The sequence below is a fragment of the Janthinobacterium rivuli genome, assembly GCF_029690045.1.
Classification (GTDB): Bacteria; Pseudomonadota; Gammaproteobacteria; order Burkholderiales; family Burkholderiaceae_D; genus Janthinobacterium; species Janthinobacterium rivuli.
The window spans coordinates 3,209,839-3,229,757 of the sequence record NZ_CP121464.1 but is presented as its reverse complement, the minus strand read 5'-3'; the positions used below and the strand labels follow the sequence as shown (position 1 = coordinate 3,229,757).

Sequence of the window (19,919 nt, the reverse complement as noted above, 5' to 3'; positions counted from 1 at the left end):
ACTTACGGTTAGCGGACATGATACCGATAATGAGAATCATTATCAAGTAAGAGTGAGTTTGTGTGAGTTTTATAGAAGAAACTAGCTCCCTTAGGCGCCTGTTATCACTTAAACACGTTTGGATTTTGCAGACGAGGCCGCAAAGAGGCATACTGACAGTCACGGCGCGCAAGACGTGCCATCTAACAAGATCAAAAGGTAAGTTCGTGAACACAATCGACAACAAAAGCGTGCAGACGAAAACATTTCGCTGGAAACGCTGGCAGCGCTGGGCCGTCGGCACAGGCTGCGCCCTGGCCGCCTACAGCGCGGCCGGCTTCTGGCTGGTGCCCTACGTCATCAAAAACCAGCTGCCTAAATTTGCCGAGAAAGAACTCACGCGCCAGGCCAGCATAGGCGACGTGCGCTTCAACCCGTTTACCTTGCGCCTGGAAGCGGACCAGATCGCGTTCAAGGAAGCGGCTAGCGCAAACAATGCACCGCTACTGTCCATCGGCGCCCTGGCCGTGCAGCTGGAATGGAAATCCATCGTGCGCCGCGCCTGGAGCCTGGCGGAAATCCGTATCACGGCCCCGCAAGCCCAGCTGACGATCACGCCGGACGGCAAGTTCAACCTGGCCGAAGTGCTGGCCACCTGGCAACGCAAGCATCCGGAAAAAAGCGAAGGCGGCATGCCGCGCCTCGTCATCGCCCACTTTGCGCTGGAGCAAGGCAAAGTCGACTGGCAAGACCAGAAGGCCGGCTATGCGGACAACTTCACGCCGATCAACTTTACGCTCGATAATATCTCCACCCTGCCCGACGCCAACGGCAGCTACAGCCTCAGCGCCGACGCGGCGCGCGGCGGCAAGCTGCACTGGCGCGGCACGGCTTCACTGAGCCCGATCCGTGGCGAAGGCGAACTGATACTGAACGACGCTTCCCTGCCCGGCCTGGCGGCCTATTTGAAAGCGTACACGCGCGCGCTAGTGACCAGCGGCAAGCTGTCGGCGCGCCTGCCCTACGCCTTTTCCTATGCCGACGGCAAGCTGGAAGCGACCGTCAAAGGTGCGGGCCTGGCCTTGCGCGACCTGGCGCTGGTACAAAGTGGCAAGAGCGACGCCTTTACGTCGCTGGACACCCTGGGCATCGCCGGCGTGAACGTGGACCTGGCGCGCCAGAAGGTCACCGTGGATAAAATCAATCTGTACGGTGGCAAGGTGGCCGTGCGCCGCGACAGCAAGGGCGAGATCGACGTGGCGAACCTGATGCTGCCGGGTAATCCCGCACCAGCCGACACAGCCCCCGCCGCACCAGCCAAGCCAGGTCAATGGAAAGTGGACTTGAAACAGCTGGCGCTGGCCAATGTGGATGTGTCCGCCATCGATGAAACCGTCTCGCCGGCCCTGCAATTGAGCGCGAAGCAGTTGCAACTGCAGCTGCAGCTGGGCTTGCAGCAAGCGCCAGCGGGCATGGCTACCGTGATCGACGGCGCAAATTTCAGCTTGGCAGATCTGGCCATGCAACGGGGCGCGCAAACGCCGTTCAAGCTGCAGCAACTGGGCGTTACGGAAGGCAAGATCGACCTGGCGGCGCATACCGTGCACGTGGGCGCCGTGACGGCCAGCGGCGCGCAGATCGACCTGGCGCGCAACCGCCTGGGAGAATTCGCGATTGCGCAAAAGCTGCCCGTATTTGCTTCCGGCAAAGCCGACACTGCCAAGGACGCCCCATCCGCGCCCTGGTCCACCAAGATAGACAAGGTAGAACTGAGCAAGTTCGGCGCCCGTTTCGATGATGCGGGCACTGGCATCAAGGGTAACCTGCAGGATGCCCGTTTGTCCCTGCACAACGTCAGCAATGATATGAAACAGGCGCTGCCGTTCGAGCTGGGCGTGGGCCTGCGCGAAGGCGGCTTGCTCACGGCCAACGGCAAGTTCGTGCCGGGCACGGGCGCCGTCGATGCGCAACTGAATTTGAAACAGCTGACCCTGGCCCCTGTGCAACCGTTGCTGGCGCAACATATCAAACTGAAACTGGCGGGCGGCTCGCTTTCCGGCAGCGGCCGACTGACGACGGGCGGCGGCGCGCCGAAAGCGCCGAAAGTGCGCTATGAGGGCGGCGTCGATATCGCCGGCCTCGTGCTCAATGAAACGGATGGCAAACGCTTCGCCTCGTGGAAAAGCGTGCGCGCCGACAAGCTGACGGCCAGCGTGGGTCCCGACTTTGTCGACATCCCCGAACTGCGCGTGGTCGAACCGAACGCCCAGCTGATCATCGAAAACGACCGCAGCCTGAACGCGCAGCGCCTGCTGGTGAAGGCGCCCGAGCCTGCCACGGCCACGGCCCCCGCTCCTGCGGCCACCGCCACGCCGGCGGCCGACGCCGCCTTCCCCGTGCGCGTGCGCCGCGTGCGCCTGCAAAACGCCAAGCTGGACTTTGCCGACCTCAGCTTGCGGCCCCAGTTCGCCGCCAAGATCTATGAACTCAATGGCGTCGTCACGGGCCTGTCCACGAAACGCGATGCGCGCAGCCAGATCGAACTTGATGGCCGCATCGACGAATTCGGCCTGGCCCGCGTGCGCGGCCAGCTCAATCCCTTCGCCCCGACCGACAACACGGACTTGAACGTGGTCTTCAAGAACGTCGACATGGTCTCCGCCTCGCCGTACACGATGAAGTTCGCCGGCTACAAGGTGGCCGAAGGCAAGATTTCGCTGGACTTGCAATACAAGGTGCGCAACCGCCAGCTCGACGGCACCAACCAGATCGTGCTCGACAAACTGACCCTGGGCGAGCGCATCGACAGCCCGGACGCCCTGAAGCTGCCCTTGGAACTGGCGCTGGCCATCCTCAAGGATAGCGACGGGCGCATCGACCTGGGCTTGCCCGTGTCGGGCGACATGAATGACCCGCAATTCAGCTATGGCGCCCTGATCTGGAAAGCCGTGGGCAATGTGCTGACGAAAATCGTCACGGCGCCGTTCCGCGCGCTGGGCAACTTGCTTGGCATCAGCGCCGACAAGCTCGAAGCTATCGACTTCGATGCGGGCAGCGCCGTGCTGCTGCCGCCCGAGCGGGAAAAGCTCAAGCAAGTGGCGCAAATCCTGGCCAAGCGCGAACAGCTGAGGCTGGCCGTGCCGGGCCAGTACAGCGACACGGACGGGGCCGCCCTGCGCGCCCAAGCCGTGCGCCGCGCCATCGCCGCCAAGGCCGGCATCAAGCTGGAAGCGGGCGAGGAACCGGGACCGTTGAACCTGGGCGAACGCAAGATACGGGGAGCCCTGCGCGACCTGTACGGCGAGCGCTTCGGCAAGGCCGAGCTGGACAAGCAGAAAAAGGCGGCGGAATCGGCGGCGCCCGTAGCAGCGTCGGCATCAGCTGCCGCATCGGCTCCGGCAAAAATCCCCGTATTCCAACGCCTGGGCAAGCTGATCGAAGGCGAGCCGCAAGTGGCCGACACGGGCGCCTTCTACAACGGCTTGCGCGAGCAACTGGAAGCCAAGCAACCGCTGCCAGCCGACGCCTTGAGCAAGCTGGGCACCCAGCGCAGCGCGGCGATTCTGGCCGCCCTGCAACAGGACGGCACGCCTGCGGCCAGGGTCAGCGCGGGTGCGCCGGAAAAAACCGATGCCGCGCCGGGCAAGCTGGTGGGACTGAAACTGGGATTGGCAGCGCAATAAAATCTAGGGTCAGACCCGTGGGGTCTGACCCCAGCTCTTTGCCTGTGGGCTCCAAGCATCCCGCAGCATGCACATTAAGCCCTTTACTTTTTCTTCTCCACCGCCTCATCCGGCAAGGCAAACGCCACCAGGCTATCGCCCATCTTCGTCCCCAGCGAACCGTGGCCGCCGGCCATGACGACGACATATTGCTTGCCCGTCTTGTCTGACACGTAACTCATTGGCGTAGCCTGGCCGCCGGCCGGCAGGCGGGCTTTCCACACGGTCTTGCCGTTGCGCACATCGTAGCCGCGGATATAGTAGTCGAGCGTGCTGCTGAGGAAGGCCACGCCGCCGCCCGTGGTGCTGATGCCGCCCAGGCTGGGCACGCCCAGTGGCAAGGCGATGGGCACGGGGGCGCTGTCGCGCGTGGTGCCGTTCTTGTGCATCCAGACTTTTTTCATCGTGCGCAAGTCGACGGCGGCGATATAGCCCCACGGCGGCGCCTGGCATGGGAAGCCCAGCGGAGAAAGAAAAGGCTTGATTTCCACGGCAAACGGCACACCCGTCTGCGGCTGCAAGCCCATTTCCGAGCCCGTGCCGCCCTTCGCATTGGCTTGCGCGCGCGGCACCAGGCGCTCCAGGAAGCCCATGTAGTCGGGGTTCACCAGCAACAATTGACGCACGGGATCGACGGCCGCCCCGCCCCACTCGAAGATGCCGAGCGGGCCCGGCGAGATGATGGCGCCCTTGATCTTGCCTTCGGCCACGGTTTGCGGCGTGAACGGCCCTTCGTAGCGGTGCTGGCGGAAGATGATGCGGCACGCCAGCTGGTCGAACGGCGTCGTGCCCCACATATCCGTTTCACTGATGTTTTTCTCGGGCAAGAAAGTGAGGGCCGAGAATGGCTGCGTGGGCGACAGGCGGTCGCCGGGAGCCGGGTTATTCGTCGGCACGGGTTTTTCCGGCGCCGGCACGACCAGGCTGCCATCGCGGCGGTCGATCACGTAGATATCGCCCCGCTTGGTGGTCGCCACAACGGACGGCACTTTGCCTTTCGGCGTGTCGATATCGACCAGGGTGGGCTGGCCGCCGATATCCATGTCCCAGATATCGTGGTGCACGGTCTGGTAAACCCAGCGTACTTTACCGGTCGCCAGGTCCAGCGCGACGATGGCGCTATTGTATTTTTCGCCATGGGGATTGCGGTTGCCGCCCCACGTGTCCGGTGTTTCATTGCCCATCGGAATGTAGACCATGCCCAGCTTTTCATCAACGCTCGACACGCCCCAGGAATTGGGCGAGTTGTTCGTGTACGTCTTGCCGTCGGCAATCGGGGCCGTGTCGTCGGGGTTCGAGGCGTCCCAGTTCCACATCAGCTTGCCCGTGACGGGATCATAGCCACGGATCACGCCGGACGGCTCTTCCGTGGAAAAGTTATCGGTGACGCTGGCGGCCATCACCACCACGTTCTGCGCCACGGCCGGCGGCGACGTCGGCATCAAAAAGCCCCGCTTCTTCATGCCCATGCCGTGGTACAGGCCGATCACGCCGTTTTCGCCAAAGCTTTTGCACGCTTCGCCCGTATCGGCATTCACGGCGATCAGGGTGGCATCCATGGTGGGCGCGAGGATGCGGCGCGGGCACTCCATGCCGGCCGCCTCGGGTGCCGGGTCGCCCTTGGCGCGGCCCGCGTTGACGTCCCAGTAGGCCACGCCGCGGCAGATCATGTGCTGGTAGCTCGATGCGTCGCGGTTGATCTTCGGATCATGGCGCCAGATTTCCTTGCCCGTATCCGGATCGAGCGCGATGACGATGTTATGCGGCGTGCACAGGTACAGCATGCCGTTTACCTTCAGCGGCGTGACTTCGTTGGCGATCTCGCCCGGATCGTTCGGGCCCTTGAAGTCACCCGTGTTGTAGACCCACGCCTGTTTCAGCTGCGCAGCGTTGGCCGGCGTGATCTGCGCGGCCGGCGCGTAGCGGTCGCCATAGCCGGAGCGGCCATACGCGGCCCAGTCGTTGGGCGCCACGCCGGGCGCAAAATCGCCTTGCGGCGTGGCCGCCATGTTTTCGGCCGGCACTTCGCCATGCAGGGTGTAATAGTCCTGGAACAGGGAGAACACGCCCACGGCGGCGGTGACCAGCACGGCGGCCGTCAGCGCGCTCTTGCCCGCGTCGCGCGGTTTCGCCCCGGCCGTCAAGGGCGGATCGAGGCGGCGGTCGACGAACGGCAGCAGCAGCCAGACGGCGGCGGCGAACCAGATATCGAGGCGCGGCAGCAATTGCCACCAGTCGAATTTCACTTCGATCACGGACCAGATCAGGGTGGCGAACAGCAGCAGGGCGAGAAACAGCTGGGCGCTGCGCCGCCCCTTCCACACGAGCGCGCCCGCGATGAGCATGCCGATGCCGGCCACGACGTAATACCAGGAGCCGCCAAGGCTGACGAGCCAGGCGCCGCCGCCGGCAAGCGCCAGGCCCAGCAAGATGAAGATGACTGCGGTGATGACAAGCAAGGGTCCAGGCCGGGCAGAGGCAGTCATGATGCTCCTTTTGCAAGAGTCAGTCGGCGGCACGCGCCTGCGCACCGTATTTGATGGCGATCAAGGAAATTCCATTTTTTCACTAATTGGCAAAGCGTGCCACACGCCAGAGCATCGGCTGCCTGCCGTGTGGCTTTTTATACACGAGCTGACCGTCCAGCCCGTCACAAGCATGCGATTCTGATGAAAAACATCGATTAAAATAAATAAACAACAAATTTCTCGAATAAAACAAATTTATATCGTAAAATAAAAAACAGACAGACCAAGCATTTCCGTGAATTTCCACTTTCCCTGGAGCGGCGCCCATCATGACCATCGCTAAACGCCTGTACGCATTGATCCTTTCCGTCATCCTCGGGTTGGCCGCCCTGGCGGGCTTTGGCATCTACCAGATGGACCGCGTCTACACGGCGGCCAGCTATGCCACCGTCAACACCGTTCCCAGCCTGCTGACCTTGAACCAGGCGTTCGTACCGTTCGCGCAGATGCGCACGGCCGTCTGGCAGCACATGGCCAGCAAGGATGCCGCCGGACGAGTCAAGCTGGAAGCGGGTATCACGGAAGCGCGCGCGGCGGTCGGCAAGGCGCTCGACCAGTATGAAAAAGAAGACATCACCGATGAACAGGACCGCGCGCTGCTGGCCGCCGAGCGTGCCGTGCTGCTGCGCTACGACACGCTGCGCGACAAGGTGCTGGCCCTGTCGAAAGCGGGCGAACCCGGCGCGGCACGCGACTTGCTGATGGCAAGCCAGCCCATCATCAAGGAACTGGTCGACGCCCTTGCCGCCCACCACCGCTACAACGAAACCCTGGCCGCCAGGGGTGCGGCCGACGGGGCCGCCGCCGCTGCCAGCGCGCGCTGGATTGCCATCGGCCTGGCCCTGGCCGTGACGGTCCTGGTGGCCGGCATGGGCCTGCTGCTGGCGCGGCGCATCGCCGCCTCGCTGGACGGCGCCATCGGCGTGGCCCGCACCATCGCCGGCGGCGACCTCAGCGTGCAGGTCCGCGCCGCCTCGAACGACGAGGTGGGCCAGCTGATGACGGCCCTGGCGGACATGAGCGGGAGCCTGGTGCGCATCGTGGCCGAAGTACGCTCCGGCACGGACACCATCGGCACGGCGTCAAGCGAGATCGCGGCAGGCAACCTGGACCTGTCGGCGCGCACGGAGCAGCAAGCCGGCTCGCTGGAAGAAACCGCCTCGGCCATGGAAGAACTGACGGCCACCGTGCGGCAGAACGCGGACAACGCCCGCCAGGCCCAGCAAATGGCCGTCAGCGCCTCGGACAAGGCGCAGCGGGGCGGCCAGGTGATGGGCGACGTCATACGCACGATGGAAGCGATCGACAGCTCGTCCAACAAGATCGCCGACATCATCGGCGTCATCGACGGCATCGCCTTCCAGACCAATATCCTGGCCCTGAATGCGGCCGTGGAAGCGGCGCGCGCCGGGGAGCAGGGACGCGGCTTTGCCGTCGTGGCCACCGAAGTGCGCAACCTGGCGCACCGTTCCGCGGCGGCCGCGAAGGAAATCAAGGTGCTCATCAGCGACTCCGTGCAACAGGTGCAGCAAGGCGGCAAGCTGGTCCGGCAGGCCGGCGCGAGCATGACGGAAGTGGTTGAAACGGTACGCAGCGTGACCGACATCGTCAGCGAAATCTCGGCCGGCAGCGTGGAGCAAAGCACGGGCATCGAGGAAATCAACCGCGCCATCACGCAGATGGATGAGGTCACGCAGCAGAATGCGGCCCTGGTCGAGCAAGCGGCGGCGGCATCGCAATCGCTGCAGGAGCAGGCGGCCAGCCTGGCCGGCGTGGTGGCCACCTTCAAGCTGGCGCAGGGGCAAGCCGGCGCGGCGCCCCAGGCGCGTTCAGCCCGGCGGCCCGCACCACACAAGGCCACGCTCAGGCTGGTCGCCACGCGCCCCGCAGGCCAGGCCAGAAACACGGCCCCGGCCGCCGCCGATGCAGGCGACTGGGAAGTATTTTAGGTCCGCCATCACGCAGGATCACCCGCATAGCCCGTACTGGAGCACTGCCATGAACGCCTTTCTCTCGATCCACCCCTTCCTGCGCTGCGAAGACCTGTCGCTGATGCGCCCGGCGCTGGCGCTGGCAGGCTTGCTGTTGCTGCTGGCCGCCCTGCTGTGGCGCCGCAAGCGCTGGCGCCAGGCCGGCCGCGCGCCGGCCGCCAGCGGCGCGCCGTCCGATCTGCATGCGCTGCTGCAAATGCGCAAGGCGGCCCCGCAGGCGAAGGCGGCTGGCAGCGCACCGCCGCCAGCCCCCAGGGCACCGGACACGCCGCCGTTCGACGCGCCCCGCCTGGACGCCATGTTCGGCTACGACCGGCGCCTGCAGGGCGAGATTCTGGCCCTGTTCGTGGCCGAGACGCGCGACCGCCTCGCCGGCATCGCCCATGCGCTGCGCTGCGAGCGGACCGCCCCGGCAAGAGTGCTGGCGCAGGAAATTCTCGACGGCAGCCAGTCCATGGGCCTGCTCCCCTTGCAGGCGCTGGCGCGCCAGGCCGTGCATGCGGGCTTTGCCAACGATATCGGCGCACTGCGCCGACTGCATGCGGAATTGCTGATGGCGCTCGATGCGCTGTCGCAAGCCGTCACGGCCCTGCAAACGGGCGCGGCGCTGGCTGACGACCGCAGCGGCGTCGGAAGCCGGCCATGAGCACGCGCCAGACCCCGGCTCGCCACATGCAAAGTTTTTAGTGAATTCATCTAATTCGTTGAAATTGATTTTTTATGCGCGATTGCGTATCATCCCCTTCAACTACATCCGCGACCATAAAGCCCATCATGCACACTGCAGACGTTTGCACTACCCAAAAGGCTGCCGAAATCCTCGGCATCTCGGTCACTTCGGTGCAGCAACTGGTCGAGGCAGGCGTCATCGAAGCCTGGAAGACCAAGGGCGGCCACCGGCGCATTCCCCTCGCGGCCGTCGAAGCGTACAAAGGCAATCCCGGCCAGCCGGGCCAGGACCAGCGCGCGGCACGCGCTAACCGCCCCGCCCCATCGGGCCGCCCGCCCTCGATCCTGGTCATCGAAGACAATCCGATCGAACGCGCGCTGTATGAAAAGCAGATCGGTTCATGGGGCTTGCAGGCAAGCTTGCGCTTTTGCGAAAACGGCTACCAGGCGCTGATGGAAATCGCCCGCGACCAGCCCGACATCCTGCTGGCCGACATCATCATGGAAGGCATCGACGGCTACGAGGTGATCCGCACCATCCTGGCCGACCCGCTGCTGGCGGAGATGCACATCGCCATGCTGTCGAGCCTGACGCCTGAGGAACTGGAAGAACGGGGCGGCGTGCCGCCCGGCGTGGTGTTCTTTGCCAAGCCCGTCAATTACGACGAACTGCGCGGCTATCTGCGCGCCTGTTGCGCCGGCCATGCCCGGCGCAACAGCCTGGCCGCATAGGTCGCCACCGCCTCCCCCTTCGTCACGGAGCCGCCATGCCAGCCTATCGCCACATCGATCCTGCCGTGCTGTTCCACGCCACCGGCCACGACCTGGAGATGTTCCGCGCCCTGTCGCAGACCTACCTCGATACGTCGCCGGCCATGTTTGCGCGCGTCGAGCAGGCCGTGCGCGGCGGCGCGGCGCAAGCCATCGTGCACAGCTGCCATACCTTGCGCGGCACCGTCGCCCTGCTGGGCGCCAGCGCCCTGGTGGCGCGCCTGGCGCAACTCGAGCAGCTGGTGCGCCACCAGGGCGTGGCGGCACCGGGCTGGCTGGCCGAAACGGCGGCGCTGATCGGAGAAGTGGAGCGGGAGGTACGCCGCAGCATGCTTGACTACACGGGTGTACAAGCATGAACGGGGGCCAGGAGCGCGGCGCGGCCATGGCGCCGCAACCGGACGAAGAAGCGGCTTCCGTACCCGCACCCGCCCCGAAACCGGGCGCGCGCATCCTGCTGGTCGAGGATACGGCGCTGAACCGCCAGCTCGTGTGCCTGCAGCTGGCCGGCCGCGGCTACAGCATCGACACGGCGGAAAACGGCGCGCTGGGCCTGCAGGCGCTGGCCACGCAGCAGTACGACCTGGTGCTGATGGATTGCATGATGCCCGTCATGGACGGCTATCAGGCGTGCCTGGCCCTGCGCGCGCGCGAAGCGGCCAGCGGTGCGCCGCGCCTGCCCGTCATCGCCCTCACGGCCGGCGTCACCGGGGATGACCGGCAGCGCTGCTCGGCGGCCGGCATGGACGATTACCTGTCCAAACCCTTCACGGCCGCCCAGCTGCGCGACATGGTCGAGCGCTGGCTGACACGCCAGCCGCCCGGGCCGGCGTCCGATACAACACTTCCCACATAAAAATCATTTTATTCGATAAAATCAATTATATTCGCTATAATTGATTCATATTGACGCGCGCCGGTGACGCCGGACATCCACGCGTAACGCTTTATCCTGCGGAGGCGGCATGCGGCAGCACACAGATGGCAAGGCCGTGGCCTGGGAGCGCTGGGATGCGCGCACCCTGCTGTCGCTCTTCATGGCCATCCTGCTGGCGGGGCTGTGGAACATCACCGTGCTGCAACTGCGGCACGCCTATGTCGCCGCCATCGCCGGCGCCGGGCGCGATGCGCGCAGCATGGCGCGCGTCTTCGACGAGCACGCAATCCGCACGATCGAGGCGGCGGACCAGGCGGCCACCTACCTGCGCAGCCGCTACCAAGCGCTGGGCAACCGCCTCGACATCGTGGCGGACCTGCGGCAAGGCCTCAATCCAGGCCCCCTGTACAACCTGTTCAGCATCATCGACGAACACGGCGACACGGTGCTGTCGAGCCGCCCCTTCCAGCCGACCAATCTGGCCGACCGCGAGCACATCCGGGTACACATGCAGCGCGACAGCGGCGAACTGTATATCAGCAAGCCGGTGCTGGGCCGCGTGTCGAAAAAATGGTCGCTCCAGATGACGCGCCGCATCAACCACGCCGATGGCCGTTTCAAGGGCGTCGTGGTGGTCTCGATGGATCCGTATTACTTTACGCGCTTGTACGATGAAGTCGACCTGGGCGAGAACAGCTCCATCGCGCTCGTCGGCAGCGACGGCGTGGTGCGCGCGCGCCGGGTCGGCGCCGTCAACACCATAGGCCAGGATGTCGGCGACAGCAAGGTATTTGCCCTGATGCGTGGCGGCGCGCGCGGCAGTTTCACCGAGCGCAGTCCCGTCGATGGCACGCTGCGCCTGTATGCGTTCGAAAAACTGGCCGGCTACCCGCTCTACGTGCTGGTCGGCCTGGACCGCGACACCATATTGGCCGACTACGTTTCGCGCCGCGACCAGGCCTTGCTGATGGCGGCCATCACGAGCGCGCTGATCGTGCTGTCGTGGGCCGCGCTGGTGCTGCTGATCGGCCGCCTGGTCGACAGCCGCGCCAGGGCCATCGCCGCCAGCGAGGCCAAGTCGCGCTTCCTGTCGAACATGTCGCATGAACTGCGCACGCCCCTCAACGGCATCCTCGGTTTCTCCGAGCTGCTGCAGGAACAGCTGCGCGAGCCGGAACAAGCCGCCTACGCGCAAACGATACACGACTGCGGCCGCCAGTTGCTGTCCATGGTCGAGGCGGCGATGGAATTGAGCGCGCTCGAGCACGAGCAGGTGCGGCTGGCGCCGGGCGCCGCGTCCCTGGACCAGCTGCTGGAACTGGCGCTGGCGCCGCACCGGCCGCGCGCCGCGCACAAGGGCTTGCAGCTGGCCGCGCAAGTCGCGCCCGCCACGCCGCCCGGCATCGATTGCGACCGCGTCCGCCTGGTGCGCGTGCTCGATATCCTGCTCGACAACGCCATCCGCTACACGGCCGCGGGACGGGTCGACGTGCACGTCATGCACAGCGGCGCCGAGCTGCAGATCGAGGTGCGCGATACGGGCATCGGCATCGCGCTGGCGCGGCAGGACGACATCTTCGACAACTTCTCGCAGGCCGACGACTCGCCGAGCCGCGCCCATGGCGGCGCCGGCATGGGCCTGGCCATCGCGCGCCAGCTCGTCACCCTGATGGGCGGGCGCATCGGCGTGACCTCCGCGCCGGGCCGCGGCGCCGTCTTCCGCCTGCACCTGCCGCTGGGCGGCAAATTGACCACACTATCAACTGCATAGTCGCGCGCAAAAGTTGTTCTTCGTGCATATCGGGTATAGCATCGCCACATGAACCTCCACCCAGATGCGGCGGCAGTGCGCAGACGATTGATCGAATGGCTGTTTTTTCTCCTCGGGCTGCTGATCATGGCCGCCGCCCTCGCCTACGCGCACCTGTCTGAAGTCTCGCGGCATGACGCGGCCGAACGCGAGCGGCTCAGCGTGCTGACGGCGCTGCTGGCAAAAAACATCGAAGTCGACCTGGCGGCGACCAACCTGGTGCTTGACGGCGTGATCCGCGACTACCTTGGCGCCGGTGCCGCCCCCGACGCCGGGCAAGCGCTGCCCCGGCGCCTGGCCGCGCTGGTCGACGCCATGCCGGGCGTGCGCACCATGCTGGTCATCGACGCCAATGGCAAGCCGGTCGCCACCAACATCCCGGAACTGGCCGGCCAGGACTTTTCGCGCCGCGGCTACTTCCAGACGGCGCGCGATGCGCCCGATGCGCGCATGCTGTACATCTCGGCGCCTTTCCTGTCCTTCAAGCGCGACCTGGTCATCACGGCGGCGCGCATGGTGCAGGACCGGCAAGGCCGCTTTGCCGGCGTCGTGGTGGCCACCTTCGCCCCCGAATACTTCACGGCCAAGTTCCGCACCGCCATGTATGCGGCCGATGTCTGGGCCGTCGTCGTGCATGGCGACGGCCGGCAATTCCTCAACTATCCGGCCAGAAGCGCGAACGGCGACAATGTGGACCTGCCCGGCAGCTTCCTGCGGCGCTTCCGCGACAGCGGCTTTCAGGCGGGCGTGCTGGGCGGCGTCGAGATTGCCGGCGCCGGCGCCGCCTCCCCCCGCGTCATGGCGATGGCGACCATCGCGCCCGCCGCGCTGCGCATGGACCGCGCCCTGATCATCGGCCTGAGCCGCGAAGAAGCGGCCATCGCCGCCCCGCTGCGGCGGCAGGCGCTGAGCTACATCCTCGGCTTTGCCATGCTGGCGCTGGCCGGCGCCAGCCTGCTGTTCTGGAGCCAGCGGCGGCGCCGGCAGCAAGCCGCCTGGCAGGTGGAACAGGAAAGGGAGCGCCAGGCCATGCAAGCCGTGTCCGACAGCGAAACGCGCTTTCGCACCCTGATCGAAGATGCGCCCGTGGCCATCGCCATCCTGCGCCATGGACGCTTCGTGTATTCCAATCCCCGCTACCGCCACCTGCATGGCTATGCCCCCGAGGATGACCTGAGCGGCCTGGCCTGGCGCAGCATGCTCACGGCCGCCTCGCAAGTGGCGCTGGCAAGCAACGAAGCGCTGATCGAGGCCGATTCGGCCAGCGAACAGATGTTTGAAGCCGTCGGCGTGGACAAGCAGGGCCGGCCCGTGCCCATCCTCAAGACCAGCACGCGCGTGATGCTCAAGGATGGACCGGCCACCCTGATCTTTGCCCAGGATATTTCCGCGCAAAAGCAGGCCGAGGCGGCCATGCTGCTGGCGCGCGACGGGGCCGAAGCGGCCAACCGCAGCAAGGCGGAATTCCTCGCCAACATGAGCCATGAAATCCGCTCGCCGCTGAACGCCATCCTTGGCATGGCCTGGCTGCTGGAAAGGGGCCGCCTAGATGAAGACGGACTGCTGATGACGCGCAAGATCCGCGCCGCCGGCCAGTCCCTGCTGGGCATCATCAACGACGTGCTGGACGTGTCGAAAATCGAGGCGGGCCACATGACCATCGAACAGGCGCCGTTCCGCCTGGCCGAGGTGATCGAGAAGATCGCCGCCAGCATGGGCGTGGCCGCGCATGACAAGCCGATTGCGGTGCGCATCGGACCGCTGCCCGACGGCATCGACCACGTGCTCGGCGACGCGCTGCGGCTGGAGCAAGTGCTGATCAACCTGGGCAGCAATGCCATCAAATTCACGCCGCAGGGCAAGGTCGAGCTGCTGACGACGCTGGAGAGCCGCGACGGCGACGCCGCCGTGCTGCGTTTTTGCGTACGCGACACGGGCATCGGCATCGCCCCGGAAGTGCAGGAGGCGATCTTTTCCGCCTTCGCCCAGGCCGACAGCTCGACCACGCGCCGCTTCGGCGGCACGGGCCTGGGCCTGACCATCTGCCGCCAGCTGGTGCGCCTGATGGGCGGCAGCCTGCACCTGCAAAGCGCCCTGGGCCAGGGCAGCGCCTTCAGTTTTACGGTGCCTGTGCAACTGATGCACACCCAAGCCCCGTCCTCGCCCGACATGCAGGGCATGCAGGATCTGCGCGTCTTGCTGGCCGATGGCAAGGCCGGCACGCGCGAGGCGGTGGCCGCCGTGGCGCGCGGCCTGGGCTGGCACGTGCATGCCGTGTCCGGCGGCCAGGCGGCGCTCGACTATGCGCTGGCCTGCGCCGACGACGCGCGCCCCGGCGTGGTGTTGCTGGCCGCGCGCATGCCCGACATGGAAGGGGAAGCCGCGGCGCGCGCGCTGCGCGAATACCTGCCGCCGCAGGACTGCCCCGTCGTCATTCTGGCCGCCAGCGGCATGCCGGCGACGTCACCCGCGCGGCGCCGTACCGACCCGGCCAATGCCGCCGATGCCATCCTCAACGAACCGGTGACCGCTACGAGCCTGTACAACGCGACGATGGAGGCGCGCCAGCAGCGCGCCATGGCCGCCGGCCTGGACGCCAGTCTGGTGCCGCTGGAAGAGCGCCAGCTGGCTGGCGTGCGCGTGCTGGTGGTCGACGACAGCGAGATCAACCGCGATGTGGTCAGGCACATCCTGTGCGACCAGGGCGCCTTGCCCTCGTTCGCCTGCGATGGCCGGCAGGCGCTGGACTGGCTGCTGGCCCACCCCGACGACGTCGACATCGTGCTGATGGACGTGCAGATGCCCGTCATGGATGGCTTGCAGGCGACGCGCGCGCTGCGCCAGTTGCCGCAGTTTCAGGATTTGCCCGTGGTGGCGCTGACGGCCGGCGCCTTCCAGACGCAGCGCACGGCGGCACTGGAAGCGGGCGTCAACCATTTCATCAGCAAGCCGTTCGACGTGCCGCAGACCATCGCCCTGGTCGCGCGCGTGCACCGGCGCCATGCGCAAGGCTTGCCTGCCCTGCCGCCGGGCGTGGCCGAAGGCGTGATGCCCGTGCCGCCGGACGGCGCGGCGCCCGCGATCGACCTGGCGCAAGGTCTGGCGCAGTGGCTCGATGAAGCGCCCTACCGCCAGCACCTGTCGCGCTTTGGCGACACCTACAGCAACACGGTGGGCGCCATGCGCGCGCTGCTGGCGGCCGATGCACGCGACGACGCGGCCGCGCTGGCGCACCAGCTGGCCGGCGTGGCCGGCAGCCTGGCCCTGCCCGCCACCCTGCATGCGGCCCGGCATGCGGAACAGCTGCTGCACGCAGGCGACGATGCGGCCGCCGCGCTCGATGCACTGGAACAGGCGCTGGCGCACGCCATCGAGGCCGCCGCCGCCTTCACGGCACAGACGCCGGCCAGCCAGGCTGCCATGCCAGAAACTCAACATGGCCGTGCATGCCAATGGTAAACTTGTCAACATGAAAACTGGGGGGACACTATGATCTGGTGCAGGGATTTGCTGCTGAAGGCCATCATGCTGGCCCTGCTGCTCTTCGTCGTGGGCGATTCGCTGTCCTACTGGGCGCCGGAAATCAGGGAACTGATAAGCTGGCGCCCTTCCTGACCCTGGCCTAGCCTTCGCGGCCATCCACCCTCGCGCGCCACAGGTAGGGCGCATACACGCACGCATACAGGCCAAAGGCCAGCGACCAGCAGGCGCCAGCCGCCAGCAGCAGCGGCATGGCCAGCGTAGCGGGACCGACGGCGGCCAGCAGGCGCGCCAGCGCGCCCACTTGGATCAGCCAGTACATCGCCGCCTCCGCCCTGCCACCCTTGAGCGCACGTCCCGTGTGGCCCAGCGTGGTGCGCGTCATCATGCCGATGATCAGGCCCGCCATCGAGCCCACGGTCAGCGCGTGCAAGGCGGCGCTGACCGGCAGCAGGCCCAGGCTGGCGGCCGCCAGCAGCGCGAAGCCGATGCCGATCCACGCATACGACAGGTGCAATATCCACAGCAGCGGCACGCGCAGCGTGCGCTGCGGCTGCCAGGCCAGCAGGTTGGCCAGCGACACGCCGCTTGCCACGAGGGCCAGCGGCGCCGTCAGCCAGGCCGGCGCACCAGCCAGCCACGCGATCGCGGCAGCCGCCATGCAGGCCACGGCGACCAGCGCGCGCTTCGGGCTGGCCACGGGTGAGCTGCCAGGTGCACCATTGCGGGTGAACATGGGGATCACGCGCGCGCCGATCACCGATTCGATCAGCACGATGATGAAGATGGCCGCCTGCACGGGCAGGAACAGCGACAGCGGCAACCAGCCCAGCACGGCCGCGTGGAACAGGCCATTGGCCAGCGCCAGCAAGGCCAGCAAACCGACAAGGAACAGGTTGCGCGTATTGCCCGAGCGGCGCAGCACCAGGTACAAGGGCCAGGCGGCCAGCGGCAGGAACAGCCAGTCGACCAGCGCCGGCAACAGGCCGGGAGCGCACAGCATGGCGATGCGCCCCGCCAGCCACAACGCCGCCAGCGCCATCAGCTGCGCGCCGTGCGGCGTGGGCAAGCCCGTCCAGTTGCGCCCTGCCGTGTACAAAAAGCCTACGACGACGGCCAGCGCGAAGCCGAACACCATTTCATGCATATGCCAGCCCAGCCCCACCTGCAAGCCGCCCGTCAGCCAGCCCGCATAGCTGGCCAGCCACAGGGGAATACCGAGGGCCGCGAACGCGGCCGCCAGCAGATAAAACGGGCGAAAACCCAGTTGCCAGACGGCGTGGCGCGCATGCCAGGGGGCGGCGCCTGCCGTCGTGGAAGGTGGGGAAGGTTCGCTGATCGGGGTAATGGCCATGATGGGCTCGCTTTTAAAGATATATTCCATATACTACTTTAAAAGCGCAAGGACATCCATCGGCAAAAAGGACTAGAGAGAGATAATCGCCATGGGGTCCGGCCCGGCGGGTCAGACCCCGACTCGGGCTATTTGCCCTGGCGGTGCTCGACCGCATACACGGCCGCCTGCACGCGGCTGGTGAGGTTGAGTTTTTTCAGCACGTTCTGCACGTGGATCTTGACCGTGCTTTCGGCCAGGTCGAGAGTGCGGGCGATGCCCTTGTTGCTCTCGCCGCGCGACAGGCAATCGATGATTTCCTTTTCGCGCGGCGTGAGCTTGTCCAGTTCCGACACGGGTTCCTCGCGCCGCGTGCCCGCCTGCAGCTGCGCCACCAGCTTGCCCGTCATGGCTTCGGCGATGACCACTTCGCCGGCCGCCGCGCGGCGGATGGCGCGCACCAGGTAGTCGGCGTCGATATTCTTGATCAGGTAACCGCAGGCGCCCGCGCGCAGGGCCGTCGCCAGGTCTTCCGCGTCTTCCGACACGGTCAGCATGACGATGGCCGTATCGGGGCAGTCGTGCTGCATCAGCTGCAGCGCTTCCACGCCGGACATGCCGGCCATGTTCAGGTCCAGCAGCACCACGTCGGGCTGCAGCTGGATGGCGCGCTTGATGCCTTCCACGCCATCGGCCGCCTCGCCCACGACGGAAAAGTCCGTGTGCCGCTGCAGCAGCGAGCGTATGCCGCTGCGGAACAGCGCGTGGTCGTCCACCAGCATGACGGTGATCGGTTTATCGGGTGTCTCCATTTTTTATACTTTCAGGTAGTTACTCAGGCGGCGCGGCGCTGCTCGCGCGACAGGTGCAGTTCGACCGTGGTGCCGCCGCCCTGGCAGGCATGCACGTCGAACGTGGCCTCGATGCGCTGCGCGCGCTCGCGCATGATATGGATGCCGACATGGCTGTCGCCCTTTTCCAGCACGGCGGCAGCGTCGAAGCCAACGCCATTATCGCTGATCGTCAGCGTAAAATCCTGGTGATCGGCGAGGCGCACTTCGACGTGGCTGGCCTGGGCGTGCTTGCGGATGTTCGACAGCGCTTCCTGCACGATGAATAATAACTGCAATTGCTGCTCGCGGGGGAATGGCGCGCCGTCGACGTCAGCCAGCAGATCGGCCTCGATGCCCGTCTGGCGGCGGAATTTGTCCACCGCCGCGCGCAGGGAGCCGATCAAATCATCCTCCATCAATCGGCTGCGGAAGTTGGCCAGCAATTCGCGCACGTCTTCATAGCTTTCCTTCACGCCCGCATGCAGGGCCGGCACGATGCCCGCCACCTCGTCGAAACGCGCGTTGCGCACCGAGTCGTCGAGCATCTGCACTTGCAGGTTGAGGAAATTGAGGCTTTGCGCGATGCTGTCGTGCAGGCCCTGTGCCACCAGATTGCGCTCTTCGGAAATGGCCATTTCGCGTTCGCGCGCGGCCAGGCGCAGGTTTTCCAGCGCGATGCCCAGCAGCTGGCCCAGGGTTTCGAGCAAGGCCAGTTCGCGCGCGGAAAACACGCGCGCATGGCGGAAATGCAGGTTGAAGAAGCCCAGGTGCTGTTCGTGCGCATGGATATGGAAGACGGAGACGGTGGCAAAGCCTTCGCGGTGGCAGCGCAGCTCGTGCGCCTTGTCGATGCGGCGCATGTCGTGCACCTTCGCCACCTTCATTTCGACGGCCGTGCCGCACAGGCAGTCGCCCACCTTCAGGCAGTGCTCGGACGCCACCAGCTCCTCGGACAGGCCCGTATGCACCACCATGTGCAGGTTGCCCCGCTCGGCGTCGAGCACGCGCACGGTGGAGCCGTCGGCCTCGAAATAGTCGACGATGCGCTGCATGAAGCCGCCGCAAATGTCTTCCAGGGGCTGCGGGCGCTGCAGGAAAGCGGCGCTTTCGTACAGCAAGGCCAGTTCGCGGTTGCGGTATTCGAGCGTGGCCGTCTTGCTGCGCACGCCCTCTTCCAGGTTGCCGTACAGCGCCTGCAGGCGGTCGGCCATCTGGTTGAAGCCACTGGCCAGCTGGCCGAATTCGTCATTGCTTTCGACGGCCAGGCGCACGCTGAAATCGCGTTCCTTCATGCGCTGCATGCCCAGGCGCAGGCGCGTGACGGGCTCGATGATGAGCATGAACATCAGGTAAATCATGCTGACCGTGCCGATGACGGCCATGCCGACGAGGATCAGTTGCGAGGCGCGCAGCCAGAAGGTGCGCTGTTCGCTATCGTGCTCGATCAGGCGCACCAGTTGATCGACCTGGCCCACAAAGGTGTCGGCGTCATGCTCGAACTGGCGCGCGCGCGCGGTGGAATCGGCGGCCAGCGCGGCCGGGCGCAAGGCGCCGCGCCAGGCAGTGCCGATGCGTTCGAATTCGGACTTGATGGCCGTGCTGGGCGGCAGGAACAGGGGGCGCTGCGGGTCGCCGTGGCCGATCTTGGCCAGGGTCTCGTCAATCAGCAGCACTTGCTGGCGCGCCTGCTCGCGGGCGTCGCTGGCAAGCAGCAGGGTCAGGCGGTAGGTCTGCATGCGCAGCCGGCCCGTCTCGTTGATGGCGGCCGAACTGCCTTCGAGCTGCCACGACAAAAACAGGGTGCAGCCGATGGCGCTCAGGGCCAGCACCAGCATGAGCAGCAGCGCGCCGACGATCTTGGTCGACAGCTTCTGCCAGGAGGAAAACATCGCTTTAAATTTCATACACCCTTTACTTGGCACCGCC

At 66.0% G+C, this 19,919-nt stretch carries 13 protein-coding genes; 9 read left to right on the top strand and 4 right to left on the bottom strand.

What is annotated here, in order from left to right:
* The first annotated feature begins 206 nt into the window (after positions 1 to 206).
* Entirely contained in the window at positions 207 to 3,662 is a 3,456-nt protein-coding gene (locus P9875_RS14655) for a DUF748 domain-containing protein (RefSeq protein WP_278315713.1), read from the top strand.
* Positions 3,663 to 3,745: 83 nt separating this feature from the next.
* Here the strand turns inward: P9875_RS14655 and P9875_RS14650 are convergent, their stop codons facing one another.
* Positions 3,746 to 6,187 carry a membrane-bound PQQ-dependent dehydrogenase, glucose/quinate/shikimate family gene (locus tag P9875_RS14650; protein ID WP_278315712.1) on the bottom strand — a complete coding sequence of 814 codons (2,442 nt, stop codon included), beginning with the start codon at positions 6,185 to 6,187 and terminating at the stop codon, positions 3,746 to 3,748.
* Positions 6,188 to 6,498: 311 nt separating this feature from the next.
* On the opposite strand from P9875_RS14650, the gene P9875_RS14645 reads away from it, so the two are divergent.
* From P9875_RS14645 to P9875_RS14610, 8 genes are all read left to right on the top strand, one after another.
* Positions 6,499 to 8,178 (top strand): methyl-accepting chemotaxis protein, encoded by a 1,680-nt coding sequence (locus P9875_RS14645; RefSeq protein WP_278315711.1) that lies wholly within the window; start codon positions 6,499 to 6,501, stop codon positions 8,176 to 8,178.
* Positions 8,179 to 8,227: 49 nt separating this feature from the next.
* Positions 8,228 to 8,866 (top strand): hypothetical protein, encoded by a 639-nt coding sequence (locus P9875_RS14640; protein ID WP_278315710.1) that lies wholly within the window; start codon positions 8,228 to 8,230, stop codon positions 8,864 to 8,866.
* 128 nt (positions 8,867 to 8,994) lie between these two features.
* Positions 8,995 to 9,621: a response regulator gene (locus P9875_RS14635; protein WP_278315709.1), complete on the top strand. Its 627-nt coding sequence runs from the start codon at positions 8,995 to 8,997 to the stop codon at positions 9,619 to 9,621.
* Between the two features lie 35 nt (positions 9,622 to 9,656).
* Positions 9,657 to 10,019: an Hpt domain-containing protein gene (locus P9875_RS14630; protein WP_278315708.1), complete on the top strand. Its 363-nt coding sequence runs from the start codon at positions 9,657 to 9,659 to the stop codon at positions 10,017 to 10,019.
* A complete protein-coding gene (locus tag P9875_RS14625; protein ID WP_278315707.1) occupies positions 10,016 to 10,516 on the top strand; it encodes a response regulator in 501 nt (166 codons plus the stop codon). Before P9875_RS14630 ends, P9875_RS14625 begins: the two co-directional genes overlap by 4 nt.
* A gap of 109 nt (positions 10,517 to 10,625) precedes the next feature.
* Positions 10,626 to 12,308: a sensor histidine kinase gene (locus tag P9875_RS14620; RefSeq protein WP_278315706.1), complete on the top strand. Its 1,683-nt coding sequence runs from the start codon at positions 10,626 to 10,628 to the stop codon at positions 12,306 to 12,308.
* A gap of 48 nt (positions 12,309 to 12,356) precedes the next feature.
* Complete coding sequence (locus P9875_RS14615; protein WP_278315705.1) at positions 12,357 to 15,806, top strand: response regulator; 3,450 nt, start codon at positions 12,357 to 12,359, stop codon at positions 15,804 to 15,806.
* 30 nt (positions 15,807 to 15,836) lie between these two features.
* Positions 15,837 to 15,962 (top strand): hypothetical protein, encoded by a 126-nt coding sequence (locus P9875_RS14610; protein ID WP_278315704.1) that lies wholly within the window; start codon positions 15,837 to 15,839, stop codon positions 15,960 to 15,962.
* A gap of 7 nt (positions 15,963 to 15,969) precedes the next feature.
* On the opposite strand, the gene P9875_RS14605 is transcribed toward P9875_RS14610, so the two are convergent.
* The 3 genes from P9875_RS14605 to P9875_RS14595 all read right to left on the bottom strand — a co-directional run bounded on the left by P9875_RS14605 (position 15,970) and on the right by P9875_RS14595 (position 19,897).
* Entirely contained in the window at positions 15,970 to 17,181 is a 1,212-nt protein-coding gene (locus P9875_RS14605) for an NnrS family protein (protein ID WP_278315703.1), read from the bottom strand.
* Positions 17,182 to 17,309: 128 nt separating this feature from the next.
* Positions 17,310 to 17,972 (bottom strand): response regulator, encoded by a 663-nt coding sequence (locus P9875_RS14600; RefSeq protein ID WP_034781594.1) that lies wholly within the window; start codon positions 17,970 to 17,972, stop codon positions 17,310 to 17,312.
* A 23-nt stretch (positions 17,973 to 17,995) separates the two neighbouring features.
* Positions 17,996 to 19,897: a type IV pili methyl-accepting chemotaxis transducer N-terminal domain-containing protein gene (locus tag P9875_RS14595; RefSeq protein WP_219308838.1), complete on the bottom strand. Its 1,902-nt coding sequence runs from the start codon at positions 19,895 to 19,897 to the stop codon at positions 17,996 to 17,998.
* Positions 19,898 to 19,919 lie beyond the last annotated feature (22 nt).

Coding starts and splice junctions, on each gene's coding strand:
- P9875_RS14650 (WP_278315712.1), bottom strand. CDS start 6,187: ATGACTGCCTCTGCCCGGCCTGGACCCTTGCTTGTCATCACCGCAGTC.
- P9875_RS14645 (WP_278315711.1), top strand. CDS start 6,499: ATGACCATCGCTAAACGCCTGTACGCATTGATCCTTTCCGTCATCCTC.
- P9875_RS14640 (WP_278315710.1), top strand. CDS start 8,228: ATGAACGCCTTTCTCTCGATCCACCCCTTCCTGCGCTGCGAAGACCTG.
- P9875_RS14635 (WP_278315709.1), top strand. CDS start 8,995: ATGCACACTGCAGACGTTTGCACTACCCAAAAGGCTGCCGAAATCCTC.
- P9875_RS14630 (WP_278315708.1), top strand. CDS start 9,657: ATGCCAGCCTATCGCCACATCGATCCTGCCGTGCTGTTCCACGCCACC.
- P9875_RS14625 (WP_278315707.1), top strand. CDS start 10,016: ATGAACGGGGGCCAGGAGCGCGGCGCGGCCATGGCGCCGCAACCGGAC.
- P9875_RS14620 (WP_278315706.1), top strand. CDS start 10,626: ATGCGGCAGCACACAGATGGCAAGGCCGTGGCCTGGGAGCGCTGGGAT.
- P9875_RS14615 (WP_278315705.1), top strand. CDS start 12,357: ATGAACCTCCACCCAGATGCGGCGGCAGTGCGCAGACGATTGATCGAA.
- P9875_RS14610 (WP_278315704.1), top strand. CDS start 15,837: ATGATCTGGTGCAGGGATTTGCTGCTGAAGGCCATCATGCTGGCCCTG.
- P9875_RS14605 (WP_278315703.1), bottom strand. CDS start 17,181: ATGGCCATTACCCCGATCAGCGAACCTTCCCCACCTTCCACGACGGCA.
- P9875_RS14600 (WP_034781594.1), bottom strand. CDS start 17,972: ATGGAGACACCCGATAAACCGATCACCGTCATGCTGGTGGACGACCAC.
- P9875_RS14595 (WP_219308838.1), bottom strand. CDS start 19,897: ATGAAATTTAAAGCGATGTTTTCCTCCTGGCAGAAGCTGTCGACCAAG.